We start from the raw sequence: 26,534 nt of genomic DNA, 5'->3' as shown, positions 1-26,534 counted from the left end.
ATCATGGCCGACTACGATTACATCATCGCCGGTGGTGGCACAGCCGGTTGCATTCTTGCTAACCGACTGACCGAAGGAGGGCAATACCGCGTCCTGATGCTTGAGGCGGGACGGGATGCATCGTCTATGTGGGTAGCCATCCCGGCCGGCTTCAGCAAGCTGATGACAGACCCCCGGTTCAACTGGGGCTTTCAGACCGAACCCGAAGACAATGTGAAGGGTCGCCGCATTGCTGTGCCCAGGGGTAAGGGCCTTGGCGGTTCCTCGCTTATCAACGGGATGATTTATGTTCGCGGCCAAGAGCAGGACTACAACGCCTGGGAAGCGGCTGGGGCGCATGGATGGGCATTCCGCGACGTCGAGCCCTATTTCCACAAGCTGGAAAACTACGCGGGTGGTAATGCGCGGCGCGGCAAGAACGGTCCGATGTATCTGGAACAGGTGGCCGAGCGTTTCCCGATAGCCGAGGCATTCCTGAAAGCCGCCGCGCAAGACGGTCACCCGTATAACGACGATTACAACGATCAAGATCAGGAAGGCTTTGGTTATTATCAGGTTCTGCAGCATAAGGGCAGGCGCTGGAGCATCGCCGATGGCTATCTGAATCCCGTCCGGAACCGCAAGAACCTCAAGATCGAGTCGAACGCGCACGTGGTCCGCCTGCTCATCGAACATAAGCGGTGCACGGGCGTGGTTTACCGTAAAGACGGGCGCGAAGTCATCGTAAAGGCAAACCGTGAAACTTTGGTATGCCTTGGTGCCATTCAGTCGCCGCAGTTGCTCGAGCTGTCGGGTGTGGGCAATCCGGAAGTGATCCAGGCCCACGGCATTCCGGTGGTCCATGCCTTGAAGGGCGTGGGCGAAAACTATATCGAGCATTTCGCCACGCGTATGAATTGGCGGGTCAAGAACACGGTAACGTTAAACGAGATGTCTCGTGGGGTTTCGCTCGCAGGCCATGTTGCCCGATACTACCTGCAGCGCAAAGGCATATTGACCCTGGGCACGGGGCTGGTGCACGGATTCATCAAGACGTCGCCAGAGCTTGCCACACCCGACGTGCAATATTTCTTCGTCCACGCCAGCTATGCGAATGCAGCGAATCGGGTGCTCGATAAAGAGCCTGGCATGACGATAGGTGTTGCACAGCTCCGTCCAGAATCGCGTGGGACCATACATATCAAGTCCTCAAGTCCTTTCGAATGCCCGGCCATCCGGCCCAATTTTCTTGACGCGCCAACGGACCGCGAGGCGCTCATCAAAGGCATGCAGATCGCGCGCCGCATCGTCAAGCAGCCCGCGATGCAGGACTATGTATCTCACGAAATGAATCCCGGCGAAGACGTCAACACGTTCGACGAATGGCTGGACTTTGCGCGCAGCACGGGTCAAACCATCTATCACCCGATAGGGACTTGCCGTATGGGCGTTGACCCCCAGGCCGTAACAGATCCGCGCTTGCGGGTCAGTGGCATCGAAGGGCTGCGCGTTATCGACGCCTCCGTCATGCCCTTGATGGTTTCAGGCAACACACAGGGCGCCGTCATGATGGTGGCCGAGAAGGGTGCCGATATGATCCTGCAAGACGCAAAGGCCTGAATGGCTTGTTCGTCCTTCCTGGTCAGACGATATACAGGCCACCATTCACATGCAAGGTTTCGCCATTCACAAAGCTGGCCAAATCTGAACACAGGAATAGGATGGCGCCAGCGACTTCATCGGCGGTTCCAAAACGCTTGAGCGGCGTGCTGTCAAGCAGGGCCTGGCCTTTCTGCTGCAACAGAGCGGACGCCATGGGCGTGTCGATAATGCCGGGAGACACGATATTGACGCGTGTCTTGGGTGCGAGTTCGAGTGCGAGACTTTTGCTTAAGCTGGTCACTGCGCCTTTCGAAGCCGAATAGTGCGCGTGGGAATGGCTGCCACGATGGCCAGCCATAGAGGCCAAGTTGACGATGGAGCTATTCTCGGCCAAGTGCGGAATAACGGCGCGGCACATGTAGAAAGTGCCATCCAGGTTGATGCCCATCAGGCGGCGCCACTCGACCTGTGTCATGTCTGCGACCATTTTCTCGGGATAAATGCCAGCGGAATGCACAAGATGGTTGATGCTTCCGTAACGCGCTGCGACGTCGTTTACGGTTGTTGCGCACGATGCTTCGTCGGAAACATCGGTGCAATGGATGCTTACTGTTGCTCCGCTGGAATCCAGTTCGTTTTGTATGGCTTCAAGGGCGTCGAGGTTGATATCGCAAAGCGCCACATTCGCGCCCAGACCATTCATTCTGGTTGCTACCGCCCGGCCGATGCCGCCAGCCGCACCGGTAATGAGCACTGTATTTCCAGCGAAAGAGATCATGCTTTTTATATCACCCAGGGACAATACCTGAATGCTCCATTCCGTTGTTTGCAAAAGAATATTATCGCCTCATCGGCAAGAGGTCGCCTTAAGCATGGACTTTAATTTTTCCATGCGTAGGGTTTCCAAGTGACATGTCTGATAAGTTGTTGCTCGATATAGCCAATAGCGTGCGGCGCCATCGCAAAAAAGCAAAAGGCCAATCCCGGAGGATTGGCCTTCTGTTGACTATACTGGTGCCGGTTAAAGGAGTTGAACCCTCGACCTTCGCATTACAAGTGCGCTGCTCTACCAACTGAGCTAAACCGGCGAAGGCGTCATTCTACTAGATTTTCGCGTTATTGTTTTTCTTCTTCATTTTCTTGATTTCAAATAAGGCGTAGTCCATGCAAATACCTATCAATCATTTCAAGCGCGCTTTGGCCGCCGGCCAGCATCAACTGGGCTTATGGGTGTCCCTTGCCAATGCCTACAGTGCGGAGGTGGTCGCGCGCTCCGGCTTTGATTGGCTGGTGTTCGACACGGAACATTCCCCGAACGACGTGGGATCGGTACTTGGACAGTTGCAGGCGGCGGCGCCGTTTCCGGTGTCGCCGGTCGTGCGGCCCAGCTGGAATGACCCGGTGCAACAAAAGCGCTACCTCGATATCGGTGCGCAGACCCTGCTCATTCCCTACGTCCAGAACGAAGAAGAGGCCGCACAGGCCGTTGCGGGCATGCGCTATCCGCCCAGGGGCATGCGCGGGGTGGGCGGGACGATGCGGGCCAGCGCCTTCGGCCGACAGGCCGACTATGCACATACCTGCGAACAGGAGTTGTGCCTGCTGGTCCAGGTCGAAACGCAGGAAGGCCTCGATAACCTCGAGAAGATTGCATCGGTGGACGGCGTGGACGGCGTATTCATCGGTCCGGCCGATTTATCGGCCAGCCTGGGCCATCTGGGTAACGCCAAGCACCCTGAGGTCCAGAGCGCCATCGAAGACGCCATACGACGCATACGCGCTTGCGGCAAAGCTCCAGGCATACTGACTTTCGATGAAGGCCAGGCGCGCCGCTATATGGAGCTGGGTAGTCTGTTCACGGCGGTGGGCATGGATCTGGCCATACTTGCGCGCGAGACGGAAAAACTGGCAGCCCGTTTCCGGTAACTGTCCGTTCATGGTTGCCGCCCGTGGGCGGCGGCGAAAGACGGACAAGTAAAACGGATCAGGGCGCAGACTGCACCCCGAAGGTCGACATTCGACCTTCGGGGTGTATTTCATTCACTTGACGATGGTAAGACGGGGTGGCTTGGGTGGGTCGGTGCCATCGACGCCGTCCTTCCCGTCCGCGGTGGATGCCGTGGCAGCTTCGCTGAGGGCTTTGGGACCCTGGCGCTGTCGGCCTTCCGTATCGGTACCGGTATAGGGGGTTGACTCAGCAACTTCGAAGCCCATGCCCGCGCCGGTTTCGCGCGCGTAGATGGCCGATACCGCCGCCACCGGAACGAAGATTTGTTCCGTGATCCCGCCAAAGCGGGTCTGGAACTCGATATAGTCGTTTCCGAGCGTCAGGCGGTTGGTGGCCAGGCTGCCGATATTGAGCGTAATCTGGCCATCGTGGATATGCGCGAGCGGCACCACCGTATTGGCGTCGACCGTGACCACAATATGTGGCGTGTAACCGTTGTCGGTACACCACTCGTGCAGCGCGCGTATCAGGTAGGGCTTGGTTGACGATTCTTGCATGGCTGTCAGCGACGCATGACCTTTTCGGACGGCGTCAGCGCTTCAATGTAGGCCGGACGCGAAAAGATGCGTTCGGCATATTTCTGGATGGGCGCTGCATTTTTGGGCAGTTCGATACCGTAGTGGTCCAGGCGCCATAACAGAGGGGCGACGGCGACATCCAGCATCGAGAATTCCTCGCCCAGCATGTATTTGTTTTTTAACAGCATGGGTGCCAATTGCGCAAGCCTGTCGCGAATATTCTGGCGAGCGATGTCTTGTGCCTTGGTGTCGGTCGAACTGCGGTTTTCAAGTACCGACACATGCACGAACAGTTCTTTCTCGAAGTTGTACAGGAACAAGCGCGTGCGCGCGCGCATGACGGGGTCGGCCGGCATCAGCTGCGGATGCGGGAAACGTTCGTCAATGTACTCGTTGATGATGTTCGATTCGTACAGGATCAGATCGCGTTCGACCAGGATGGGAACCTGGCCATAGGGATTCATGACTGAAATGTCTTCGGGCTTGTTGTACAGGTCGATGTCGCGGATTTCAAAATCCATGCCTTTTTCGAACAGCACAAAGCGGCAGCGTTGGGAGAACGGGCAAGTCGTTCCAGAATAGAGCACCATCATGTCGCGGATTCCAATCGTAGAAATAAGAACAAGAGTCCACCGGGGTGAGACTCAGAAAAGGGAAATAGGCGTATCGATCTCCGTTACGCCTATTTCTTGACCGGCAGCCTTGCCGCAGCGCCGGTACGCGCCGTGGCAAGCGGACTGCTTATTTGACGTCTTTCCAAAAAGCAGCGTTCAGGCGCCAGGCAACCACCATGAACAGGGCCAGGAACAAGAGTACCCAGGCGCCCAGCTTCCTGCGCTCCATCTGCATGGGCTCGGCCATCCAGCCAAGGAAGTTGCTGAGATCAGCGACATTATTGTCGAATGCCGCGGATGCACTGGCGTTAGCTGGCTTCAGTATAGCCCGGTCCACCGGCGAACCATTGTAGTCCTTGAGTTCTTCCGTCTTGATGACGGAGAAACCCTGGGCATCGTAGCTGGCTGTGCTGCGTTCCCATGCCTTCGTGCCATCCGCGCGTTCGGCTTCGTGGACGACGACGTGCTCTAGGGAACGGGGCCCTTCCAGTTGCCATAGTACGTTGGGCATGCCGACACTTGGGAAGACCAGGTTATTCCAGCCCGTAACCTTGGAGGTGTCACGGTAGAACGTGCGCAGGAATGTGTACACGTAGTCAACGCCAGATGGACCCATGGTTGCCGATTTTGCGCGGGCAATGACGGAGAGGTCGGGTGGCGCAACGCCAAACCACTTCTTCGCATCGGCAGGGGTCATGGCGATATGCATGAGGTCGCCCACCTTGTCGGTGGTGAAAAGCAGATTTTTCTTGATCTGCTCTTCGGTCAGGCCGATGTCGGCGAGTTTGTTGTAGCGCATGGAATTGGCGCTATGGCAGCCCATGCAATAGTTGACGAACAGCTTGGCGCCGTTTTGCAGCGCTGCCATGTCGTTGATGCGATTGGGGGCCTGATCCAGCTTGTATCCACCGCCGGCGGCAAACGATACCGCGCAGGTCAGTGATAAAGCAATGGTCCCGATAAGCTTTTTGATCATGATCATTCCGTAACGTGTTGGTGGCCTTAGTGAGCGCGGAAAGTAATGCGGTCCGGCACGGGCTTGAATGTTCCGATCCGGCTCCAGAAGGGCATCAGGAAGAAAAAGCCCAGGTAGATTACGGTTCCGATCTGGCTCATCAAGTTGAAGGTCGGATTGGGCGCTTGCGTGCCCAAATAGCCCAACACCAGGAAATTCACAATGAAAATGGCATAGAAGTACTTGTGCCAGGTAGGGCGGTAGCGTATCGATTTGACCGGCGAATGGTCGAGCCATGGCAGGAAAAACAGGATCACGACCGCGCCGCCCATGGCGACTACGCCCCAGAACTTGGCATCGATGACGCGCAGCAGGACGGCCACCACCAGCAGGATGACCGGAATGGCCAGGCGCCAGATGCCTTTCTGCTTGCTTGTCACCAGTGTGGCGATGGCGCCGAGTACGGCGGCGGCAGTGAGTATCCACGTGAAGTCGGCCGTGGTGGCGCGCAGCATGGAGTAGAACGGCGTGAAGTACCAGACCGGTGCAATGTGCGGTGGCGTCTTCAGTGAATCGGCGGGAATGAAGTTGTTGTACTCGAGGAAGTACCCACCCATTTCAGGCGCGAAGAAGACGATGGCAGCGAAAATGATCAGGAAGCCGGCCACACCCATGATGTCGTGCACAGAGTAGTAGGGATGGAACGGAATGCCGTCAACGGGATGGCCATTGCGGTCTTTGGGACCTTGCTTGATTTCGACGCCGTCGGGGTTGTTCGAGCCCACTTCATGCAAGGCGATGATGTGCGCCACGACCAGGCCGATGATGACCAGCGGGATGGCAATGACGTGGAAGGCAAAGAAGCGGTTCAGCGTTGCATCGGAGACGACGTAGTCGCCGCGGATCCATACTGACAATTCAGGTCCGATGAAAGGGATGGCCGAGAACAGGTTCACAATGACCTGGGCGCCCCAGTAGGACATTTGGCCCCAAGGCAGCAGATAGCCAAAGAAGGCTTCACCCATGAGGCAGAGGAAGATGGCGACGCCGAAGATCCAGACCAGTTCGCGCGGCTTGCGGTACGAGCCGTAGAACAGGCCGCGCAGCATGTGGAGGTAGACCACCACGAAGAACATGGACGCACCGGTGGAATGCATATAGCGGATGAGCCATCCCCACGGCACTTCACGCATGATGTATTCGACCGACTCGAAGGCAAGCTTTGCGTCGGGCTTGTAATTCATGACCAGGAAAATACCGGTCACGATTTGCAGGACGAGCACCAGCAGCGCCAGGGACCCAAAGAAATACCAAAAGTTGAAATTCTTTGGTGCATAGTATTCGGACATATGCTCTTTGAACAGGGAGCTAAGCGGGAAGCGCCTATCTATCCAGCCCAAGAGTCCTGTCGTTTCGACGGTTTTATCGCCAGCCATGAAAACGGCTCCTTTTCTATCTTACGAAGCGTGTAACGGGTTCAGTGTTCGGGGCAGGTGCGCGCCCCGATCCCGGGCATCAGCCCTTGTTGTTTTCGTCGACACCAATGGTGAGGGTGCTACCGTCGGCCGAAAACGTGTGTGGCGGAACCTCGAGGTTGTCGGGCGCGGGCTTGTTGGCGTAAACGCGGCCGGCCAGATCGAAGTAGGAACCGTGGCAAGGGCAAAAGTACCCGCCTGCCCAATCGGAAGGCAAGCCTGGCTGTGCGCCGGTAGCGAATACCGGCGATGGCGAGCACCCGAGGTGGGTGCAGATGCCGACGCAAACAAAGAGTTCGGGCTTGCGTGAGCGGTAATCATTTTTTGCGTACTCCGGCGTATAGCCGGGGCGATTGGAATCGGGGTCGGCCAGTTCGGCTTCGTGCTTGTCGCTGACCAGGCCTTTTAGCTGAGCTTCGGTGCGGTGCATGATCCAGACCGGTTTGCCGCGCCATTCGACCGTACGCATTTCGCCGGGCGCGATGTCGGAGACGTTGACCTCGACGGGGGCTCCTGCCGCGCGGGCTTTCTCGGACGGCGCAAAGGAACTGACAAAAGGCACTGCCGTGGCAACGCCAGCCACACCGCCGACGGCACAGGCCGAAGCTACCCAGAAACGGCGCGATGGATCGGGCGGAAGATTGGGATCAACCGCTGGGGAATCATCGAGCTGTGTCGTAATCTGACTCATTCTAGTATCCTTATTCATGCCCTTCCAGGGCATACCATTTACTGTTTTCAGCTGTGTACTATCGCATTTGCCGCGTATTATAGCGTTAGCCTGATCGGGGGTGGAATTTTCAAGGGGGCAAGACATGAGCAAGGCACGCGGTTTCCTGCAGGAATTTCAAGAGTTCGCAGTCAAGGGCAACATGATCGATCTCGCGGTCGGTGTCATAATCGGCGCGGCTTTCAGCAAAATCATTGATTCCCTGGTCAAGGACGTCATCATGCCGGTGATTTCCTTCATACTCGGCGGCCAGGTCGATTTCGCCAATCAATTCTGGGTCTTGCGCGCGCCAGCGAACTACACCGGTCCACGAACCTACGACGCACTCGCCGAAGCTGGCGCAGTCATACTGGCGTGGGGAAATTTCGTCACCATCCTCATAAATTTCATTCTGCTGGCTTTTGTCGTGTTTTGCCTGGTCAAGGCCATCAACTCGGCACGCAAGCGCGTCATCCGGGAAGAAGCGGCCATCCCGCCGGCACCGGCGGAAGAAGTCGTGTTGCTGCGTGAAATCCGCGACTCCTTGAAGCGGTAGGCACACGGTAACGACGGGCAGGCCGGTTTTATATGGGGTTGTCGACGTCGATGAACTCCACCTTGACACCGAATTCGTGTGCGATGGCGGCGCCCAGCGCCTGGACGCCATAGCGTTCGGTGGCGTGGTGGCCGGCTCCGATGAAGGCTGTGCCGGTTTCCCGGGCCAGGTGGAACGTTGGTTCGGACGCTTCGCCGGTCAGGTAGGCATCCACGCCGGCGGTCACGGCGGCCTCGAACATGCCCTGGGCGCCGCCTGTACACCAGGCAATACGCGCGATACGCTGTTGCGTATTACCGACAACGAGCGGACGGCGTTGTAAGCTATTGCAAATGCTGTCGCCCAATTCCTGCAGCATCATCGGCGGGTCGCAACGCCCCAGCCAAACCACGCCATCGGGTCCGCAGGTCATCGGCGCGCCGTCGCTGTCCCGGTCCGGTGTAAAGCCCAGGACACGCGCCAATTGGGCGTTGTTGCCCAGGGAAACGTGAGCATCCAGGGGCAAATGGTAAGCAAATACGTTGAGATCGTGGTGCAGCGCCAGCGCCAGACGTTTGCGTTTCGGTCCGCGTATACAAGGATTTTCGTTCTTCCAGAACCATCCGTGATGGACCAGCACGGCGTCGGCGTTGCGCGCCACGGCGGCCTCCAGCAGGGCCTGCGAGGCCGTGACTCCGGTGATAATGTGACGGATCGAAGTTTTTCCTTCGACTTGCAGCCCATTGGGGCAGTAGTCCTTGAAGCGATGGACCTGTAAAGTGGCATCAAGCCAGTTAGCCAGTTGGTGTGTGGATACCTGTTTCATTGCTCGTCTTTTTTCCCTTATAGCCTTATGCGTCGATTGTGGTTGCTTTTCGCCCAAACCGTAACGGTATGCCTGGGTATTTTATTCATCGTGGCAACCTTGCGCCCGGATTGGCTGCGATCGTCGCCACAGCTTGCTACGCCCGTGTCGCCGGTGCCCGCGGTGGACACATCGCGTGGCGCCGAAGTGTCGTATGCCAACGCCGTGGCCGTTGCCACACCGGCGGTGGTCAATGTGTACACCAGCAAGCATATCAATGTGCCCGTGGTGCCGCTACCCAGCGACCCGGAGCTCAAGCGCTACTTTCGCGACATGCCGGGATTCATCCGGCGCAAAGAGGCTACCTCGCTGGGCTCTGGCGTTGTCGTGCGCAGCGATGGCTATATCCTGACGAATTATCACGTCATCGAAGCCGCCGACGCCATCGACGTAGGTCTTAGCGACGGACGTCAGGCCCCTGCGGAATTGGTGGGTGCGGATCCGGAAAGCGATCTGGCGGTTCTGAAGATAAACCTGCCGAAATTATCGGCCATTGCCTTCAACGGCGACCATCAAGTGCGCATCGGCGATGTCGTGCTGGCCATAGGGAATCCCTTTGGCGTTGGGCAGACAACCACCATGGGCATTGTGTCGGCCCTGGGGCGCAATCGGCTCGGCATCAATATCTACGAAAATTTCATCCAGACCGATGCCGCCATCAATCCGGGCAATTCGGGCGGCGCGCTTATCGATACCACCGGCCGGCTGGTCGGCATAAATACGGCCATCTATTCCGAAACGGGCGGTTCGCTGGGCATAGGGTTCGCGATTCCGGCCCAGGCGGCACATATCATCATGGACCAGATCATCGAGACGGGGACGGTGACGCGCGGTTGGCTGGGTGTGGAGCCTCAGGACATCACGCCGGATCTTGCGCAGGCATTCGGCCTGGATAGCGAAGCTGGTGTGATCATTGCCAGCGTCCTCAGGAATGGACCTGCCTGGCGTGCGGGCTTGAGGGTGGGTGATATCGTCTTGAAGATAAATGGCCAGGAAGTCTACGATTCCATCGGCTTCCTGAACCAGATTGCGCCACTGGCGCCTCGCGAAGAGGTCAGCTTGCTGTTCATGCGCGATGGCAAGAAGCGTGAGGCGACCGTGGAGGTGGGTTCGCGTCCCCGGATCCGCAAGCCTTGACCTGCGGATCGCATAGAAACTTTTTACGGCTCGTGGTGGGTGGCGATTTCGTCTTCGCTGCTCAGGGTTGACGCTTCCCGCTTCTTCAGGGTGCTGGCCACCAAAATTCCAAGTTCGTACAGCAGGCACAAGGGCACGGCCAACATGAACTGGCTGAGTACGTCGGGAGGGGTCACGACGGCGGCAATGACGAATGCGCCCACCACCACATAGCCGCGCGCCGCCCTGAGTTTCTGCACGGTGACCATGCCGCTTTTCACCAGCAGAACAACGGCGATGGGCACCTCGAACGTTACGCCGAATGCCAGGAACATCGTCATGACGAAACTGACATAGGCTTCGATGTCTGGCGCGGGTGTAATGGACTGGGGAGCGAAGCCGGCGATGAATTGAAATACCGTGCGGAACACCACGAAGTAACAGAACGCCATGCCCAGGATGAAGAGCAGTGTGCTGGAGGCGATAAGGGGCAGGGCTAGCCGTTGCTCGTGCTTGTACAGGCCCGGCGCCACGAAGGCCCAGGCCTGGTACAGCACGACAGGCAGGGCCAGGACGAAGGCCGCCATCATGGTGACCTTGACTGGCACCATGAAAGGCGTAATGACTCCTGTGGCGATCATGCGGGTGCCTTCCGGCAACGAGGACAGCATGGGCTGCGCCAGCACATCGTAGATGGCCGACGGCCCGGGGTAGATGAACAGCACGATAAACACCAGGATGACGGCAACCACGGCCCGCAGCAGGCGTGTTCGCAGCTCGACAAGGTGTGAAATGAAGGTGTCTTGCGTGGAGGCGTCTTGGGTCACGTGCGCGTCTCCGGGGCAGGCGTATTGACTGGCGTGGGTTCTGCTTGTCCGATTCCGGGCAAGGGCAGGGTAGCCGTATCGACCGGGCCGGCGATGGCCGGGGCGTCGATATCGGCCTTGGTATCCTTGACCAGGGCGTCGACAGACGCCGAGGCGTCTTTCAGTGCTTGCTGTGCTTCGCCCAGCGGCTTGCGCAGGCTTTCGCTGGCATCTTCCATGGATTCTTTGACCGATTTCGCGGCGTCGTCCATCTGGCCTTTCAAACTGGTTAGTTCGTCAAGGTTGATTTCACGTTGAATATCGGTTTTGACATCGGACACGTAGCGCTGGGCCCGGCCTACCAGGTGGCCGAGGGTGCGGGCTACCTTGGGCAGGCGTTCGGGTCCGATGACGATAAGCGCGATGACGCCGATAAGCAGCAGTTCACTGAAGCTGACATCAAACATGGCTTATACGTCAGTTTTTTCTTTGGCGTGTACGTCGATTGTCTCGTCGTTTTTCATGCGCTGTTGCGTAACGGAGTCGGGCGTCTTGTCGTCTTTGACGTCGGCAACGCCTTTCTTGAACCCTTTGACGGCACCGCCGAGGTCTTCGCCCATATTACGCAGCTTCTTCGTGCCGAAGATAAGCGCAACGATAACGAGGACGATAAGCCAGTGCCAAATGCTGAAACTACCCATGATGATCTCCGGTTATGCGGCGGGGGCCGCACGGTGTTGCCAGGGGCGTTCGCCCCCTATGATATGAAAATGCAGGTGGGCAATTTCCTGCCCGCCGTCGGATCCTGTGTTTACCACCACCCTGAAGCCGCCTTGCGCGCCAGGTCGGCAGCCGTTCTCGGCCGCGAGCCTGGGCGCCAGGGTCATCATCTTGCCCAGCCACGGGGCATCGTCTGCCTGGACGTCCTGCATGGATACGATATGGCGTTTGGGTATAAGTAGCAAGTGTACGGGAGCCGCAGGATTTATGTCGTGAAAAGCGAAGAAATCTTCGTCTTCATAAACCTTTTTGGATGGAATAGCGCCCTTGGCTATTTTGCAGAATAGACAGTTCTCGCTCATTGAAGTTCTCGTAGTGATTAATGTGGGCAAGTCGGGGCCGCGGCGTATTCGACTTGGACGACCGGTTTAAAAGATGGCCGGTCTAGGAGTGCCCGGCATCGCTGCGCCCAGCCTTTTCAACCAGGCCGGATGTGCCTTCGCGCCGGGCCAGTTCGGCAAGGACCTGTTCGGGCCGCAGCCCGTAGTGGGCCAGTGCGACCAGGCAGTGAAACCACAGGTCGGCGGTTTCGCTGATGATGCGTTCGGGGGTATTGTCTTTGGCCGCCATGACCAGTTCGGTGGCTTCTTCGCCGATTTTCTTCAGGAATGAATCGGGGCCGCGGGCCAGAAGCTTGGCGGTGTAGGAGCTGGAAGCGTCGCCGCCATTTTGGGGCAGGCGCGATTCCAGTGTATCGGCCAGACGGGCCAGGATGGTTGCGGTGTCGGATTGAGTCATTTGTAGATCAGGTCGGGGTTCTTCAGGACCGGGTCGGTGATGGTCCAGACGGCGTTGCCGGCGTCGCCATCAAGACGTCGGAAAAAGCAGCTTTCCCGACCAGTATGGCAGGCAATGCCGCCTTCCTGCTTGACCTTTAACAAGAGAACGTCGCCATCGCAGTCGAGTCGCAGTTCGTGCACCTGCTGCACATGACCCGATTCTTCGCCTTTACGCCACAGTCGCTGACGCGAGCGCGACCAATACACGGCGCGGCCCGTGGCAAACGTTTCGGTCAGCGATTCGGCATTCATCCAGGCCACCATCAGAATGGTCCCGGTGTCGGCGTCTTGCGCAATCGCGGGGATCAGGCCTTTGTCGTCGAAGGTCACGTCCTGGAGCCATGGAAGCTGTTCTGTCATTGCGTCAACCGCACCTTGATGCCCTGCGCCGCCATGTATTCCTTGGCTTGCTGCACGGTGTACTCGCCATAGTGAAAGATGCTGGCCGCCAGCACGGCATTGGCCCGCCCTGTGGTGACGCCTTCGGCCAGATGCCGCAGATTGCCGACGCCGCCCGATGCGATGACCGGGACTGGTACGGCGTCGGAAACGGCGCGGGTAAGCTCCAGGTCGAAGCCTGATTTGGTGCCGTCGCGATCCATGCTGGTCAGCAGTATTTCGCCGGCGCCGTATGCGGCCATCTTGCGTGCCCACTCCAACACGTCGATACCGGTGGCCTTGCGCCCGCCATGCGTGAAGATTTCCCACTTGGCTGGTTCGTTGGCGCCCGATACACGGCGCGCATCGATGGCGACCACGATGCACTGGGAACCGTGGTAATCGGCCGCCGCCTGGATGAGTTCCGGGTTGGCGATGGCTGCGCTGTTGATGGAAACCTTGTCTGCGCCCGCATTGAGCAGGCGCTGGATGTCGGCAACTTGCCGGACACCGCCGCCCACTGTAAGCGGAATGAACACCTGACGGGCCACCGATTCGATGATGGGCAGGATCAGGTCGCGCGCATCGCTGGTGGCCGTGATGTCCAGGAAGGTGAGTTCGTCGGCGCCCTGTTCGTTGTAGCGTTGGGCAATCTCCACAGGATCGCCCGCGTCGACCAGGTCGACGAAATTGATACCCTTGACCACGCGCCCTGCGGTGACATCCAGGCAGGGAATGATGCGGCGGGTGAGTTCCGTGTCGATCTCTGCAATCGAGGTAGCCTGGATCATGCTGTACCGAGCTCGTCAGCCATTTCCTGCGCCGCGGCAAAGTCGAGCGTGCCCTCGTAAAGGCTGCGGCCCAGGATGGCGCCCTCTATGCCTTCGTCTTCAACCGCGCACAGCGCTTCGATGTCGCGCAGGTCGGTGACGCCGCCCGATGCAATGATGGGGATGCGCACATGCCGGGCCAGCTTGACCGTGGCTTCGATATTGACGCCGGAGAGCATGCCGTCACGACCGATATCGGTATAGATAATGGCTTCGCAGCCATAGTCTTCGAACTTGCGGGCGAGGTCCAGCACGTCGTGACGCGTCAGTTTGCTCCAGCCATCGGTGGCGACCTTGCCGTCGCGGGCGTCCAGGCCAACGATGATATTGCCCGGAAAAGCACTGCAGGCATCGTGCAGGAATCCGGGGTCTTTCACGGCAGCCGTGCCGATGATGACATAGCTGATGCCGGCATCGAGGTAGCGTTCGATGGTGTCCAGGTCGCGAATGCCGCCGCCGATCTGCACCGGTATGTCGCCGCCCACGGCGGCGATTATCGATTTAATGGCAGGCTCGTTCTTGGGTTTCCCGGCCACGGCGCCGTTGAGGTCGACCAGATGCAGGCGCCGGGCGCCCTGGTCTATCCATTGCGTGGCGATGGCGGAAGGATCGTCGGAAAAAATCGTTGCGTCGTCCAGGTCACCTTGGCGAAGGCGAACACAACGCCCGTCTTGCAGGTCGATGGCGGGGATGAGTAGCATGGTGGGTAGCCGATAAAAACAGTGATAGTGAAAAAGGCGGTGGGTCGACCGTTAGGGCCGCCAGTCGACGAAATTCCGGTATAAGCGCAAGCCGTGCTCGGCGCTTTTCTCCGGATGGAACTGTACGGCGAAAATGTTAGCCGCTGCGATGGCACACGTAAAGCCGATACCGTAATGGCTAACCCCTACGGTGAGGTCGGAATCTTCGGGCTCAACGTAGTAGCTGTGCACAAAATAGAAATGGCTGTTGTCGGGTATGCCGGCCCACAAGGCGTGGTCTTTTACGTGCTGCACCCGGTTCCAGCCCATATGCGGGATTTTCAGCAACTCGTGTTCCTGATTTTCCTGCGCGCCTGTGGCGTACTGGGGGCCGGCAAAGCGCTTGACCTGGCCGCGAAAGATGTCCAGGCATGGCACATAACCTTCCTCGCTTTCGGTAAAAAGCATTTGTTCGCCGACGCACACACCCAGCAAAGGCTTGCTGCGCGCGGCGCGGACGACGGCCTCGCGCAAGCCCGACTCGTTGAGCGTGCGCATGCAGTCCGGCATGGCGCCCTGGCCGGGGAAAACCACGCGCGACGCCTGGTCGATGTCGTGCGCCTGATTGCAGATACGCACGTCGGCATCCGGTGCCGCGGCCTGCAGCGCGCGGGCAACCGAGTGGAAATTGCCCATGCCGTAGTCAACGATGGCGATAGTATTCACGGATAGCAGCCGTTCAGGAAAAGTTAAAGGACGCCTTTGGTCGAGGGCACCACGCCGGCATTGCGTGGATCGAGTTCAGTGGCCATGCGCAGGGCGCGGCCGAATGCCTTGAATACGGTTTCGCACTGGTGATGCGAATTTTCGCCGCGCAGGTTGTCGATGTGGACGGTGACCAGCGCATGATTGACGAAGCCCTGGAAGAACTCGCGCGCCAAGTCGACATCGAAGCGGCCGATGTGCGAACGGGTGAACGGAATGTGGTAGTACAGTCCGGGACGTCCGGAGAAGTCGATGACGACCCGTGAGAGCGCTTCGTCCAGCGGTACGTACGAATGGCCATAGCGGCGCAGGCCGGCCTTGTCGCCCACAGCGGCCGCAAAGGCCTGACCCAGCGTGATGCCGACGTCTTCCACCGTGTGATGATCATCGATATGGGTGTCGCCGTCGCAGTGGATGTCCAGGTCGATAAGGCCATGACGCGCGATCTGGTCCAGCATGTGGTCCAGGAAGGGCACGCCGGTATTGATGGTCTGGCGGCCGGTGCCGTCAAGATTGATGGCAACGCGCACGCGCGTTTCGTTGGTGTTGCGGGTAATGTCGGCAGTACGCATGTTCAGGAAATGGATTCAGTGGAATTGAGGCGGTATTCGGCGCTGGCGGCATGGGCTTGCAGCCCTTCTCCGTGGGCCAGCGTTGCGGCGACCTGCCCCAGTGTTTGAGCGCCGGCCTTGGACACATGGATAAGGCTTGAGCGCTTCTGGAAGTCGTACACGCCCAGCGGTGAAGAGAACCGGGCGGTACGCGAGGTAGGCAATACGTGGTTGGGTCCCGCACAGTAGTCGCCCAAGGCTTCGGAACTGTAGCGACCCAGGAAAATGGCGCCGGCATGCCGGATTTTTTCCGCCCATATTTCTGGATTTTCAGTGGAAATTTCCAGGTGCTCGGGAGCGATGTCGTTGGCAATGGCGCAGGCTTCGTCCAGGCTTTGTACCAGTATGAGGGCGCCCCGGTTGGCCAGGCTGCTGCGTATGATGTCGGCGCGAGGCATGGATGGCAACAGTCGTGCAATGGCTGCCTGCACCTCGTCCAGGTAGCTGGCATTGGGACTAAGCAGGATGGCCTGGGCCATTTCATCGTGTTCGGCCTGCGAAAACAAGTCCATGGCGATCCAGTCGGCAGGCGTGGTGCCGTCGCAAATGATCAGGATTTCGCTCGGGCCGGCGATCATGTCGATGCCGACCGTACCGAATACCCGCCGCTTTGCGGCCGCGACGTAGGCGTTGCCAGGGCCTACGATTTTATCGACCGGCGACAGCGTTTGTGTGCCGTAGGCCAGGGCCCCCACCGCCTGGGCGCCGCCTATGCCCCACACGCGGTCCACGCCGCCGATGGCCGCCGCGGCCAGCACCATGGGATTGCGTATGCCGTCGGGCGTGGGCGTGACCATGATGACTTCGGACACACCCGCCACCTTGGCGGGTATGGCGTTCATGAGGACGGACGACGGGTAGGCCGCCTTGCCGCCCGGTACATACAGGCCGACGCGGTCCAGGGGCGTGATTTTCTGACCCAGCACGGTGCCGTCGGCTTCGGTATAGGTCCAGGTTTCCGCGCGCTGGTGGGCATGGTAGGCACGCACACGCTCCGCCGCGGTCTCGAGCGCCTTGCGCTGGGCGGCCGGCAAGGCATCGAGGGCGGCCAGCCACTCGCCGCGTTCGATTTCCAGGGCGGCAAGCGAGGTTGCGGAAACGCGGTCGAAACGTTGTGTGTACTCGAGCACGGCCTGGTCGCCCTGTTCCTGCACGTGGAGCAGGATGTCGGCAGTAGCGCGCTCGATGGACGCGTCTTGCGAGGCGTCGAAGGCCAGCAGCGTACGCAGCGTACGCGCGAAGTTGTCGGACAGGGTACTTAAACGGCTAATCGGCATGGTGGGCACAGAGGAATACGGATAGTAATGATCAGTGTATACCGTAACGCGCAGGTAACGTGGCAGCGGCGACCGGCACGCAGGTTCTCCGGATTCAGTTTGCCGAGGCCCGCCTGAACGAATCGATAAGTGGTTGCAGCTTGGCCGAGCGCGTCTTGAGCGCGGCCTGGTTGACGATCAGGCGCGATGATATCTCGGCAACGTTTTCCACGGCGACCAGGTTATTGGCCTTGAGAGTGCCGCCAGTGGAGACCAGATCGACGATGGCGTCGGCCAGGCCAACCAGCGGCGCCAGTTCCATGGAGCCATACAGCTTGATCAGGTCGACGTACACGCCCTTGCGCGCAAAGTGTTCGCGGGCAGCCTGCACATACTTGGTGGCCACCCGCAGGCGCGATCCCTGGCGCACGGCGGCTTCGTAGTCGAAGCCCTGCCGTACCGCGACGCACAGGCGGCAGCGCGCGATATTCAGGTCGATGGGCTGATACAGGCCGCCGGGATGTTCGGCGGCGTGTTCATACAGCACGTCTTTGCCCGCGATGCCGAAATCGGCGGCGCCATACTGGACATAGGTGGGCACATCGGAGGCCCGCACAATGATCAACTGCAGGTCGGGACTGCTGGTGGGCAGTATGAGCTTGCGCGAGGTCTCGGGATTTTCTGTAACGTGCACGCCTGCCGCTTCCAGCAGTGGCATGGTTTCGTCGAAAATTCGTCCTTTGGACAAGGCGAGCGTCAGGGGTCGGTCTAGGCTGGCGGGGCTCATGCGGCTTCCTGGGTCAGGCGTTGGATATTGGCGCCCACGGAACGCAGTTTTTCTTCCATGCGTTCGTAGCCGCGATCCAGATGATAGATGCGCTCGACCACAGTGTCGCCGCTGGCCGCCAGGCCGGCGATGACCAGGCTGGCCGACGCGCGCAGGTCGGTGGCCATGACCGTGGCGCCGGACAGTTGCGCCACGCCCGTCACAACCGCCGTATGGCCGTCGATTTCGATGTTTGCGCCCATGCGTCCCAGTTCCTGGACATGCATGTAGCGATTTTCGAAGATGTTTTCCACTATCACCGCCGTGCCGTCGGCGATGGCATTCAAGGCCATGAGCTGGGCCTGCATGTCGGTGGGAAAACCGGGGTATTCGCGCGTACGGAAACCGGTTGCCCGTGGGCGCTGTGTCATGGTGCCGCGTATCCAGTCTTCGCCGCACTCGATGACCAGTCCGGCTTCGCGCAACTTGTCGAGGATGGCACCCATCGTGGCCGCTGCGGCCTGCCGCAGCACGATGTCGCCGCCTGCCGCGCCGACGGCGCACAGGAAGGTGCCGGCTTCGATGCGATCGGCCACGACACGATGAGACGCGCCATGCAGGCTGTCTACGCCGTCGATGACAATGCGGTCGGTTCCGTGCCCCTGGATGCGGGCGCCCATTTTGTTGAGCAGTTCGGCCAGGTCGACGATTTCGGGTTCGCGTGCCGCGTTTTCCAGTATGGTCTGGCCCTCGGCAAGGGCGGCTGCCATCATCAGGTTTTCGGTGCCCGTCACGGTCACCATGTCGGTGAGTATGGACGCGCCCTTGAGCCGCTTGGCCGTGGCCACGACAAAACCGTGTTCGATCCGGATCTCGGCGCCCATGGCTTCCAGACCCTTGATGTGCTGGTCGACCGGGCGCTGGCCGATGGCGCAGCCGCCAGGCAGGCTGACACGGGCCTCGCCAAAGCGCGCCAGCAGCGGACCCAGCACCAGGATGGACGCCCGCATGGTCTTGACCAGTTCATAGGGCGCTTCCAGGCTGGTCACCTGCGCGGCGCTGAGCTGCAATTGGCCCGGCCCGCTGCGTTCGGACTGCACGCCAAGCTGGCTGAGCAGACGCAGGGTGGTGCCGATGTCTTTCAGACCGGGGACGTTTTCGAGGTAAATCGGATCAGCGGTGAGCAGACTTGCGCAGAGAATAGGCAGCGCCGCATTCTTGGCTCCCGAAATGGTAATTTCGCCATTCAGGCGATTGCCGCCGGTGATCAGCAGCTTATCCATTCGGGTTCGCCTGGTATTCGGCAGGCGTAAGCGTGCGCATCGACAGGGCGTGGATCTCGGCTTTCATGCGTTCGCCCAGCGCGGAATACACCAGTTGATGGCGTGCGATGAGGCGTTTGCCTTCAAACGAGGGGCTGACGATGAGCGCTTCGAAATGCGACCCGTCGCCCTGGACTTCCAGATGGTCACAGGGCAGGTTGTCGGCGATGTACTGACGTACTTGTTCTGGAGTAGGCAACATGGCGATTAAGTCCGAAGTTTATAGCCGCTGGCCAGCAGGCGCAGGGCAAAAAAGCAGAGCACGAAAAATACCGCGGCGACAACCGCCAGGCTATGCCAGGGCGATACGTCCGATACCGCGAAAAAACCGTAGCGAAATCCGTCTATCGTATAGAAAATAGGGTTCCAACGCGAGACGGCAAGCCAGAAAGGGGGCAGGCTATGTATGGAATAGAACACCCCCGACAGAAAGGTGGCCGGCATGATCAGGAAGTTCTGGAAGGCCGCCAACTGGTCGAACTTCTCCGACCACAGTCCGGCGATTACGCCCAGTGTACCCATGATGCCGCAGGAGAGCACGGCAAAGACCAGCACCCAAAGAACGTTTGAGACCGGCAAAGGTATGAAGAACAGTGCCACCAGCCAGACACAGGCACCCACGCACAGGCCGCGCACGGTGGCCGCAAGAATATACGCGGCGAAGATCTCGCGGTGCGACAGCGGCGGCAACAGGATGAACACCAGGTTGCCGGTAATACGGCTTTGTATGAGTGACGACGACGGGTTGGCAAACGCATTCTGCAGCATGCTCATCATCATCAGACCCGGAATGAGGAAGGATGTGTAAGGCACCGTGCCGAACACCTGCACCCGACCTTCGAGCACGTGCGCGAAAATCAGCAAGTACAGCAAGGCGGTGATGACCGGTGCTGCGATGGTTTGGAATCCCACTTTCCAGAAGCGGGTCAGTTCCTTGCGCAGCAAGGTGGGGAAACCCGAACCCATGTCGGTGCGCGGTTGAATCAGCGGAGATGAGCTCATGCCGTCACTCCAAGAAATTCGTCATCATTCATGATGCGCACAAAGGCATCTTCCAGATCGGTTCCGCCCACGCGCGCCAGGAGCGCGGCCGTAGTGTCCAGGGCCACCACCCGCCCGCCCTTGAGCATGGCAATGCGACCGCACAGGGCCTCGGCCTCTTCGAGGTAATGGGTGGTCAGCAAGATGGTATGGCCTTCCTTGTTAAGGCGGGCAATGAACTCCCAAAGCGTGCGGCGCAGGTCGACGTCGACCCCGGCGGTGGGCTCGTCAAGAATGATGACCGGCGGCCGGTGCACCAGCGCCTGAGCCACCAGCACACGACGCTTCATACCACCCGAAAGCGCCCGCATATTGACGTCGGCCTTGTCGGACAGGCCCAGGTTGCCCAGCACTTCGTCGATCCAGTCGTCGTTGTGGCGCAGGCCGAAGTAGCCTGATTGCAGCCGCAGCGATTCGCGTACGGTAAAAAAAGGGTCATAGACGATTTCCTGCGGCACCACGCCCAGCGAACGGCGTGATTGCTTGAAATCTGTGACGACATCGTGACCACAGACTTTGGCTGTGCCGGAGCTGGCCCTGGCCAGGCCGGCGAGGATGGAAATGAGCGTGGTCTTGCCGGCCCCATTGGGACCCAACAGTCCAAAGAATTCACCGTGTTCCACTGTGAGGCTGACATTGTCCAGAGCCCGGAGGCCACTGGCCTGGGGGCTCGACGATAGCCACTGCATCATGCTGCGCGGGCGGGCAGGATAAATCTTCGAAATATTTTCTAAAGTGAGGGCAGGCATGGCAATAAAAAAAGCTCGGCTCGTTATTAAGCCAAGCTGTGCATTATAGTAGGTCTGGCCGACAGGCCGGACCTCAGGTCAGCCTTTACTGGTTGCGCTCGTTCAGCGCCGTAATCAGGCTATCCACGCCATTTTGCGAAATCTGCTGGGAGAACTGATTGCGGTAGTTTTGGATGAGCCAGATGCCTTCGACATTCAGGTCGTAGATTTTCCAGCCCTGGGGCGTTCTTTCCAGACGATAGTCGATGCCTACCGATGGGCCATTGCCTTGCGACAAGGTGGAACGCACCACGAGGTCATCGGCATTGGCATCGCCGCGGAACGGCAACATCGAAAAAGATGACTTCTGGTCAACCTTGGTGAAGGCGCCGCTGTATGTGCGGATGAGCGTTCCCTTGAAGGCCTCGACAAGCTCGCGCTGCTGTTGCGGTGTGGCTGCGCGCCAATGGCGGCCTGCGGCGAGTCGCGTGGTTTTTTCGAGGTTGACGTAAGGCAGTACGTGATCGTTGATGACCTTGTTGATACGCGCCAGGTCGCCGGCTTTGACGGCATGGTCTTTCTTGACCGCGTTCAGAGCATTGTTGGCAACAGTTTGCACGAAGTCGCTGGGAGACTTGGTGGCGTCGACGGTGCCTTGGGCGTGGGCCGCGCCCCAGCCTGCAAAGACCAGGCCCAGCAAGCCGGCACCGAGTAGGTTACGGGCGTTGGCCAGTGAGAAAACCGAGGTAAAGAATGTGAACATATGCATCCTGGTTACTGTGCCGCCTTTTTGGCGGGGGCTTCGTCGTCCGAGTAATCGGGCAGGTCGGTGTCGTTGTAGTCAGGCAGGCCGTTTTCGCTATAGTCGGGCAGGCTGCTGCCGGCACGGCGGCTGTCCACCTGCGCCTTGCGGCGCTGGATGTATGCGTCGCGGATGAAGCTGTAGCGGTCCAGCGCAACGTCATTGACCAGGCGGTCGGCATCCAGCAGACTGGCACGCGTGTCGACGGCGTACAACGCAATAATGGAATTGCGCAGCGGGATATTGTCGATTTCGAACACGGGTGTAATGGGCGAAACGCCTGCGGCCATGGTGCCCACGGTACCGGCGCCATCGCGTAGCGAACTGGATCCGAGGAAAGGCAATACGACATAGGGACCCGATCCCAGGCCCCATACGCCCAGCGTGACACCGAAGTCGTTCTGGATGCGCTTGGAGCCGTTCATGGACGCGACGTCGATACAGCCGCCCAGCCCCATGGTGGTATTGAACAGCACGCGCCCCAGCGTATTGATGAAGTCGTGGCCGCGGGCTTGCAGGAAGCTGTTCGCGGCAGACCAGACATCAGCCACATTGTTGAATATATTGTGGATGCACGTTTGCACGGGCTGCGGCGTAATGGTGTCGTAGCCGACGGCGATGGGCTTGAGCAGGGCACGATCAACGGTATCGTTGAATGTGTACATACTGCGGTTATAGCTTTCCCATGGGTCATCGGGAGTGGGGTCGTTGACCGTGGCACAGCCCGCCGCAAGCGCCGTGGCGCCCAGCAAGGCAGTCATCTGGATCAGGCGGCGGCCTTGGCTTGTGGCCGGGGGGATAAAGGGAGTCATGTTATTCGCGGTTGTTTTAAGCACCCGTGATTGTAATCGGCCGTGTCCGGGTTTAGGGTTTTGTTGGCGTTTCATTACTGGATTCCCCAGGCTGGGCGGCATCTGCTGCGCCATTGTTGTGCTGGCCCGACACCGGCGGCGAAATGGGTGCTTCCGGCGCCGTCGACGTTCCTTGCTTGTCGGCCGAGCTATACAGGAATTTGCTGATCAGTTCTTCGAGGACAACCGCGCTTTGCGTGTACTGGATCTCGCTGCTGTCTTCCAGCATTTTATCCTCGCCGCCAGGCGTCAGGCCAATGTACTGTTCTCCCAGCAAGCCGGAAGTAAGAATGGAAGCGGAGGAGTCGCTGGGGAATGCGTATTTCTCTTCCAGTGCCAGTGTGGCCACTGCCTGGTAGCGTTCGTTGTCGAATCCTATGCTGGCGACCCGACCGACCACCACCCCGCTGCTTTTCACGGGCGCACGTACCTTCAGCCCGCCGAGATTATCGAAATGGGCTTGCACCGTATAAGTCGAAGCCAGCGAAAAGGAATTCATATTGCCTGCCTGCAAGGCCAGGAATACCAGGGCGATGCCGCCCAGAAGTACGAACAGGCCTACCCAGAAGTCGGTTTTTTCACGCGTCATGATTGATCCGTCTATATCGTTAATTGCTGAACATCAGCGCGGTAAGTACAAAGTCGAGTCCCAACACCACCAGGGAGCCGGCGACCACGGTGCGCGTGGTCGCGCGGGACACGCCCTCTGGCGTGGCCTTGGCCGTCCAGCCGGCGTGCAGGGCAATGAGTGTGACGGCTATGCCGAACACCACACTTTTGACGACGCCGTTGAGCACATCCTTGAAGACATCGACCCCGCCTTGCATTTGCGACCAGAAAACGCCTGGATCAATGCCGATGAGCACGACGCCCACGATCCATCCGCCCAAAATGCCGACCATGGAAAAAACGGCCGCCAGAATGGGCATGGCGACAACGCCACCCCAGAAGCGGGGAACCAGCACGCGTCGTATGGGGTCGACGGCCATCACTTCCATGGCTGCCAGCTGTTCGCCGGCTTTCATCAGGCCGATTTCGGCGGTCAGCGACGTGCCTGCCCGCCCCGCAAAGAGCAGAGCGGTGACGACAGGACCCAGTTCCCGGGTCAGCGACAGCGCCACCAGCAAGCCCAATGCCTCTTCAGAGCCGTAGCGGGTGAGTGTGTAATACCCTTGCAGGCCCAGTACAAAGCCCACGAAAAGTCCCGATACCGCAATAATAAGTAGGGAATAGTTGCCAATGAAGTGTATTTGCTGGGAAACCAGGCCCGGGCGTTTCAATGCGCTGCCACTGCGCGCCAGAATGGCGCCGGCCAGGCGCATGAAGGCGCCCAGCCCATTGATGCTTTGGCGTACCTTTGTTCCCAGGCGGGTGATCGATTGAACAGGACTGGTCATGAGCGGCCTGTATGTTGATCCAGCCATTTGGTAAAGGCCGGTGTAGCGGGGTAGTGGAAAGCAATCGGCCCGTCGGGCTCGCCCTTCAAGAACTGGCGCACGAAAGGGTCTTGCGACGCGGAGAGCTCTTCGGGCGTTCCGCCGGCAATAAGCTTGCCTTGACCGACCATATAGACGTGATCCGCGATCAGGAAAGATTCAGCGACGTCGTGGGTAATGAGAATGGAAGCACAGTTCAGCCTGTCGGTCATTCCGCGTATCAGTTGCGCCGTGACGCCCAGTGATATGGGGTCCAGGCCGGCAAACGGCTCGTCGTACAGGATCAGTTCCGGTTCCAGGACAATCGCTCTGGCCAGGGCGACCCGGCGCGCCATGCCACCTGAGATTTCTGAAATGCGCAGGTGAGCCGCCGTGCGCAGGCCGACCGCATCGAGCTTATCGAGCACGCAATCGGTGATCTGGCTTTCGGAAATCTGGGTATGTTCGCGCAAGGGAAACGCCACGTTTTCGAAGACGTTCAGGTCGGTGAACAGGGCACCCTGCTGGAACAGCACGCCCATGCGCTGGCGAAGTGCTCGCAGGCTTTCGTCGCGCTCCTGGGCGATATCCTTGCCAAACACCGTGATCGTGCCTTCCTTGGCTGTGATTTGGCCCGTGGCGGCGCGCAGCAACGTAGTCTTCCCGGAACCCGATCCACCCATCATGGCCACGACCTGACCCTTGCGGACTTCGATGTCGATGCCTTGCAGCACCGTGAAGTCGCCGTAGCCTAGTGCGACATTGGAAAACTTGACGATCGGGTCGGCGGAGAGTGGTGGATTCATAGAGTCGGAGCCTGGCGAATAGCCTTGCATTGTATCCTCTCGCCGGACACGCCCGTGGTGCAGGAGAATAATAGCTAGCGCGGCAAGGTGCTGGCTCCCATCAGATATTCATCGACCGACCTGGCGCACTGGCGGCCCTCGCGTATGGCCCAGACCACCAGCGACTGGCCACGGCGCATGTCGCCCGCGGCAAATACCTTGTCGACATTAGTGATGTAGTCGTCGGTATTGGCGCGTGCGTTGCCGCGCGCATCCAGGTCGACGCCGAAGGCATCCAGCACGTTTTTCACCGGCGACACGAAACCCATGGCAAGCAGAACGAGGTCGGCAGGCAGTTCGAACTGCGAGCCTTCCATTTCGCGCATCTTCATCTGCCCAGTGGCTTTGTCCTTGAACCATTCCACGCGCGCGGCCACGAGCTTTTCGACCTTGCCGTTCTTGCCTTCGAACGATTTGGTGCCGATTGCCCAGTCGCGCTGGCAGCCTTCTTCGTGCGAGGACGAGGACCGCAGCTTGGCCGGCCAGTAAGGCCAGGTCAGTGCCTTGTCTTCTGTTTCGGGCAGCTTGGGCATCAGTTCAAATTGCGTGACCGAGGCGGCCCCCTGGCGATTGCTGGTGCCCACGCAATCCGAACCGGTATCGCCGCCGCCGATGACAATAACGTGCTTGTCTTTGGCAGTGATCTGCTTGCTGACACGGTCGCCGTTGCAGGCCTTGTTCTGCTGTCGCAGGAAGTCCATGGCGAAATGCACACCGCGCAGCTCACGGCCCGGCACGGGAAGGTCGCGCGGATTCTCGGCGCCGCCGGTCAGCACGACCGCGTCGAATTCGGTCTGCAACGATTCGGGCGTACGGGCGTTCAGACCCTCTTCGGCGTGCTCGGGCGCGCCCACATAGGTCGATGGAGAGAATTCGACGCCCTCGGCTTCCATCTGGCGCAAGCGGCGGTCGATATGCGACTTTTCCAGCTTGAAGTCGGGGATGCCATAGCGCAACAAGCCGCCGATGCGATTGCTTTTTTCGAAGACTGTCACCGAATGCCCGGCGCGCGCCAGTTGCTGTGCACACGCCAGGCCGGCCGGGCCGGAACCCACGACGGCCACTCGCTTGCCAGTCTTGCGTGCCGGGGGTTGGGGGAGAACCCAGCCTTCCTGCCAGCCGTGATCGATGATCGCGTGCTCTATGGACTTGATCCCCACCGCTTCGCTATTGATATTCAGCGTACAGGCGGCTTCACAGGGAGCGGGGCACACACGGCCGGTGAACTCGGGGAAGTTGTTGGTCGAATGCAGCACGTCGAGCGCGCTGTGCCAATCCTGGCGGTAAACCAGGTCGTTCCAGTCGGGGATGATGTTGTTGACCGGGCAGCCGCTGGTGCAAAACGGAATGCCGCAGTCCATGCAGCGTGCACCCTGCTGCCTGGCTTCTTCGGTGGTCAGGGTGTGAACGAATTCATTCCAGTGATTCAGCCGCTTCAACGGTGCTTCGTAGGTCTCTTTGACACGCTGGAATTCAAGAAAGCCGGTAACTTTGCCCATGTCT

Annotated in this window: 33 protein-coding genes and 1 tRNA gene; 4 read left to right on the top strand and 30 right to left on the bottom strand. The window is 59.4% G+C overall.

Going from position 1 to position 26,534, the window contains the following annotated elements; all coding sequences use genetic code 11:
* Positions 1-3: 3 nt before the first annotated feature.
* Positions 4-1,599, top strand: a complete 1,596-nt coding sequence (locus tag CR155_RS00575; RefSeq protein WP_102068066.1) for a GMC family oxidoreductase — start codon at positions 4-6, stop codon at positions 1,597-1,599.
* Between the two features lie 22 nt (positions 1,600-1,621).
* On the opposite strand, the gene CR155_RS00570 is transcribed toward CR155_RS00575, so the two are convergent.
* Complete coding sequence (locus tag CR155_RS00570) at positions 1,622-2,413, bottom strand: SDR family NAD(P)-dependent oxidoreductase (RefSeq protein WP_233213806.1); 792 nt, start codon at positions 2,411-2,413, stop codon at positions 1,622-1,624.
* A 180-nt stretch (positions 2,414-2,593) separates the two neighbouring features.
* Positions 2,594-2,669, bottom strand: a tRNA-Thr gene (locus CR155_RS00565).
* 76 nt (positions 2,670-2,745) lie between these two features.
* On the opposite strand from CR155_RS00565, the gene hpaI reads away from it, so the two are divergent.
* Positions 2,746-3,507: a 4-hydroxy-2-oxoheptanedioate aldolase gene (hpaI, locus tag CR155_RS00560; RefSeq protein ID WP_102068064.1), complete on the top strand. Its 762-nt coding sequence runs from the start codon at positions 2,746-2,748 to the stop codon at positions 3,505-3,507.
* 114 nt (positions 3,508-3,621) lie between these two features.
* Here the strand turns inward: hpaI and CR155_RS00555 are convergent, their stop codons facing one another.
* The 5 genes from CR155_RS00555 to petA all read right to left on the bottom strand — a co-directional run bounded on the left by CR155_RS00555 (position 3,622) and on the right by petA (position 7,842).
* The gene (locus CR155_RS00555) at positions 3,622-4,086 is read right to left on the bottom strand and encodes a ClpXP protease specificity-enhancing factor (protein WP_102068063.1); all 465 of its coding nucleotides are present in this window, start codon (positions 4,084-4,086) and stop codon (positions 3,622-3,624) included.
* Positions 4,087-4,091: 5 nt separating this feature from the next.
* Positions 4,092-4,700 carry a glutathione S-transferase N-terminal domain-containing protein gene (locus CR155_RS00550; protein ID WP_102068062.1) on the bottom strand — a complete coding sequence of 203 codons (609 nt, stop codon included), beginning with the start codon at positions 4,698-4,700 and terminating at the stop codon, positions 4,092-4,094.
* Positions 4,701-4,848: 148 nt separating this feature from the next.
* Positions 4,849-5,703, bottom strand: coding sequence for a cytochrome c1 (locus CR155_RS00545; protein WP_199171638.1), 855 nt, complete (start codon positions 5,701-5,703; stop codon positions 4,849-4,851).
* Between the two features lie 20 nt (positions 5,704-5,723).
* Complete coding sequence (locus tag CR155_RS00540) at positions 5,724-7,112, bottom strand: cytochrome b (protein WP_102068060.1); 1,389 nt, start codon at positions 7,110-7,112, stop codon at positions 5,724-5,726.
* Positions 7,113-7,191: 79 nt separating this feature from the next.
* Complete coding sequence (petA, locus tag CR155_RS00535) at positions 7,192-7,842, bottom strand: ubiquinol-cytochrome c reductase iron-sulfur subunit (RefSeq protein ID WP_102068059.1); 651 nt, start codon at positions 7,840-7,842, stop codon at positions 7,192-7,194.
* 124 nt (positions 7,843-7,966) lie between these two features.
* Here petA and mscL point away from each other — a divergent pair, with 124 nt between their 5' ends.
* Positions 7,967-8,416: a large conductance mechanosensitive channel protein MscL gene (gene mscL / locus CR155_RS00530; protein WP_102068058.1), complete on the top strand. Its 450-nt coding sequence runs from the start codon at positions 7,967-7,969 to the stop codon at positions 8,414-8,416.
* A gap of 28 nt (positions 8,417-8,444) precedes the next feature.
* Here the strand turns inward: mscL and CR155_RS00525 are convergent, their stop codons facing one another.
* Positions 8,445-9,221 (bottom strand): Nif3-like dinuclear metal center hexameric protein, encoded by a 777-nt coding sequence (locus CR155_RS00525; RefSeq protein ID WP_102068057.1) that lies wholly within the window; start codon positions 9,219-9,221, stop codon positions 8,445-8,447.
* Positions 9,222-9,248: 27 nt separating this feature from the next.
* Between CR155_RS00525 and CR155_RS00520 the strand changes: the two genes are divergently transcribed.
* A complete protein-coding gene (locus CR155_RS00520) occupies positions 9,249-10,397 on the top strand; it encodes a S1C family serine protease (protein ID WP_102068056.1) in 1,149 nt (382 codons plus the stop codon).
* Positions 10,398-10,420: 23 nt separating this feature from the next.
* Here the strand turns inward: CR155_RS00520 and tatC are convergent, their stop codons facing one another.
* The 22 genes from tatC to CR155_RS00410 all read right to left on the bottom strand — a co-directional run bounded on the left by tatC (position 10,421) and on the right by CR155_RS00410 (position 26,530).
* Entirely contained in the window at positions 10,421-11,203 is a 783-nt protein-coding gene (gene tatC, locus CR155_RS00515) for a twin-arginine translocase subunit TatC (protein WP_102068055.1), read from the bottom strand.
* Positions 11,200-11,649: a Sec-independent protein translocase protein TatB gene (gene tatB, locus CR155_RS00510; protein ID WP_102068054.1), complete on the bottom strand. Its 450-nt coding sequence runs from the start codon at positions 11,647-11,649 to the stop codon at positions 11,200-11,202. The genes tatC and tatB overlap by 4 nt, the downstream gene beginning before the upstream one ends.
* A 3-nt stretch (positions 11,650-11,652) precedes the next feature.
* A complete protein-coding gene (gene tatA / locus CR155_RS00505; protein ID WP_102068053.1) occupies positions 11,653-11,883 on the bottom strand; it encodes a Sec-independent protein translocase subunit TatA in 231 nt (76 codons plus the stop codon).
* Positions 11,884-11,895: 12 nt separating this feature from the next.
* On the bottom strand, positions 11,896-12,264 hold the full coding sequence (locus CR155_RS00500) for a histidine triad nucleotide-binding protein (RefSeq protein ID WP_102068052.1): 369 nt from the start codon (positions 12,262-12,264) through the stop codon (positions 11,896-11,898).
* Positions 12,265-12,346: 82 nt separating this feature from the next.
* The gene (locus tag CR155_RS00495; protein WP_102068051.1) at positions 12,347-12,700 is read right to left on the bottom strand and encodes a phosphoribosyl-ATP diphosphatase; all 354 of its coding nucleotides are present in this window, start codon (positions 12,698-12,700) and stop codon (positions 12,347-12,349) included.
* Positions 12,697-13,101 (bottom strand): phosphoribosyl-AMP cyclohydrolase, encoded by a 405-nt coding sequence (hisI, locus tag CR155_RS00490; RefSeq protein ID WP_102068050.1) that lies wholly within the window; start codon positions 13,099-13,101, stop codon positions 12,697-12,699. The genes CR155_RS00495 and hisI overlap by 4 nt, the downstream gene beginning before the upstream one ends.
* A complete protein-coding gene (gene hisF, locus CR155_RS00485) occupies positions 13,098-13,910 on the bottom strand; it encodes an imidazole glycerol phosphate synthase subunit HisF (protein ID WP_102068049.1) in 813 nt (270 codons plus the stop codon). Before hisF ends, hisI begins: the two co-directional genes overlap by 4 nt.
* Positions 13,907-14,650, bottom strand: a complete 744-nt coding sequence (gene hisA, locus CR155_RS00480; protein ID WP_102068048.1) for a 1-(5-phosphoribosyl)-5-[(5-phosphoribosylamino)methylideneamino]imidazole-4-carboxamide isomerase — start codon at positions 14,648-14,650, stop codon at positions 13,907-13,909. The genes hisF and hisA overlap by 4 nt, the downstream gene beginning before the upstream one ends.
* A gap of 51 nt (positions 14,651-14,701) precedes the next feature.
* Positions 14,702-15,355 (bottom strand): imidazole glycerol phosphate synthase subunit HisH, encoded by a 654-nt coding sequence (gene hisH, locus CR155_RS00475; RefSeq protein WP_102068047.1) that lies wholly within the window; start codon positions 15,353-15,355, stop codon positions 14,702-14,704.
* Positions 15,356-15,378: 23 nt separating this feature from the next.
* Positions 15,379-15,966 (bottom strand): imidazoleglycerol-phosphate dehydratase HisB, encoded by a 588-nt coding sequence (gene hisB / locus CR155_RS00470; protein WP_102068046.1) that lies wholly within the window; start codon positions 15,964-15,966, stop codon positions 15,379-15,381.
* Positions 15,967-15,968: 2 nt separating this feature from the next.
* Positions 15,969-17,282, bottom strand: a complete 1,314-nt coding sequence (gene hisD / locus CR155_RS00465) for a histidinol dehydrogenase (RefSeq protein ID WP_102068045.1) — start codon at positions 17,280-17,282, stop codon at positions 15,969-15,971.
* A 94-nt stretch (positions 17,283-17,376) separates the two neighbouring features.
* A complete protein-coding gene (hisG, locus tag CR155_RS00460) occupies positions 17,377-18,048 on the bottom strand; it encodes an ATP phosphoribosyltransferase (protein ID WP_102068044.1) in 672 nt (223 codons plus the stop codon).
* The gene (murA, locus tag CR155_RS00455; RefSeq protein ID WP_102068043.1) at positions 18,045-19,310 is read right to left on the bottom strand and encodes a UDP-N-acetylglucosamine 1-carboxyvinyltransferase; all 1,266 of its coding nucleotides are present in this window, start codon (positions 19,308-19,310) and stop codon (positions 18,045-18,047) included. Before murA ends, hisG begins: the two co-directional genes overlap by 4 nt.
* Positions 19,303-19,551, bottom strand: a complete 249-nt coding sequence (locus CR155_RS00450) for a BolA family protein (protein WP_199171637.1) — start codon at positions 19,549-19,551, stop codon at positions 19,303-19,305. The genes murA and CR155_RS00450 overlap by 8 nt, the downstream gene beginning before the upstream one ends.
* A 5-nt stretch (positions 19,552-19,556) precedes the next feature.
* Positions 19,557-20,351 carry an ABC transporter permease gene (locus CR155_RS00445; protein ID WP_199171636.1) on the bottom strand — a complete coding sequence of 265 codons (795 nt, stop codon included), beginning with the start codon at positions 20,349-20,351 and terminating at the stop codon, positions 19,557-19,559.
* Entirely contained in the window at positions 20,348-21,139 is a 792-nt protein-coding gene (locus CR155_RS00440; protein WP_102068040.1) for an ABC transporter ATP-binding protein, read from the bottom strand. Before CR155_RS00440 ends, CR155_RS00445 begins: the two co-directional genes overlap by 4 nt.
* Positions 21,140-21,224: 85 nt before the next feature.
* Positions 21,225-21,881, bottom strand: coding sequence for an MlaC/ttg2D family ABC transporter substrate-binding protein (locus tag CR155_RS00435; RefSeq protein WP_102068039.1), 657 nt, complete (start codon positions 21,879-21,881; stop codon positions 21,225-21,227).
* Between the two features lie 11 nt (positions 21,882-21,892).
* Positions 21,893-22,732 (bottom strand): MlaA family lipoprotein, encoded by an 840-nt coding sequence (locus CR155_RS00430; RefSeq protein WP_102068038.1) that lies wholly within the window; start codon positions 22,730-22,732, stop codon positions 21,893-21,895.
* Between the two features lie 52 nt (positions 22,733-22,784).
* On the bottom strand, positions 22,785-23,360 hold the full coding sequence (gene mlaD, locus CR155_RS00425; RefSeq protein ID WP_102068037.1) for an outer membrane lipid asymmetry maintenance protein MlaD: 576 nt from the start codon (positions 23,358-23,360) through the stop codon (positions 22,785-22,787).
* Between the two features lie 19 nt (positions 23,361-23,379).
* Entirely contained in the window at positions 23,380-24,168 is a 789-nt protein-coding gene (mlaE, locus tag CR155_RS00420) for a lipid asymmetry maintenance ABC transporter permease subunit MlaE (protein WP_102068036.1), read from the bottom strand.
* Complete coding sequence (locus tag CR155_RS00415; RefSeq protein WP_102068035.1) at positions 24,165-24,992, bottom strand: ABC transporter ATP-binding protein; 828 nt, start codon at positions 24,990-24,992, stop codon at positions 24,165-24,167. Before CR155_RS00415 ends, mlaE begins: the two co-directional genes overlap by 4 nt.
* Before the next feature lie 74 nt (positions 24,993-25,066).
* Entirely contained in the window at positions 25,067-26,530 is a 1,464-nt protein-coding gene (locus CR155_RS00410) for a glutamate synthase subunit beta (protein WP_102068034.1), read from the bottom strand.
* Between the last annotated feature and the right edge of the window lie 4 nt (positions 26,531-26,534).

It is taken from the genome of Pollutimonas nitritireducens (genome assembly GCF_002849615.1).
Lineage (GTDB): Bacteria > Pseudomonadota > Gammaproteobacteria > Burkholderiales > Burkholderiaceae_B > Pollutimonas > Pollutimonas nitritireducens.
The sequence above is the reverse complement of the archived record's forward strand: the minus strand, read 5'-3'. Positions and strand labels throughout refer to the sequence as shown.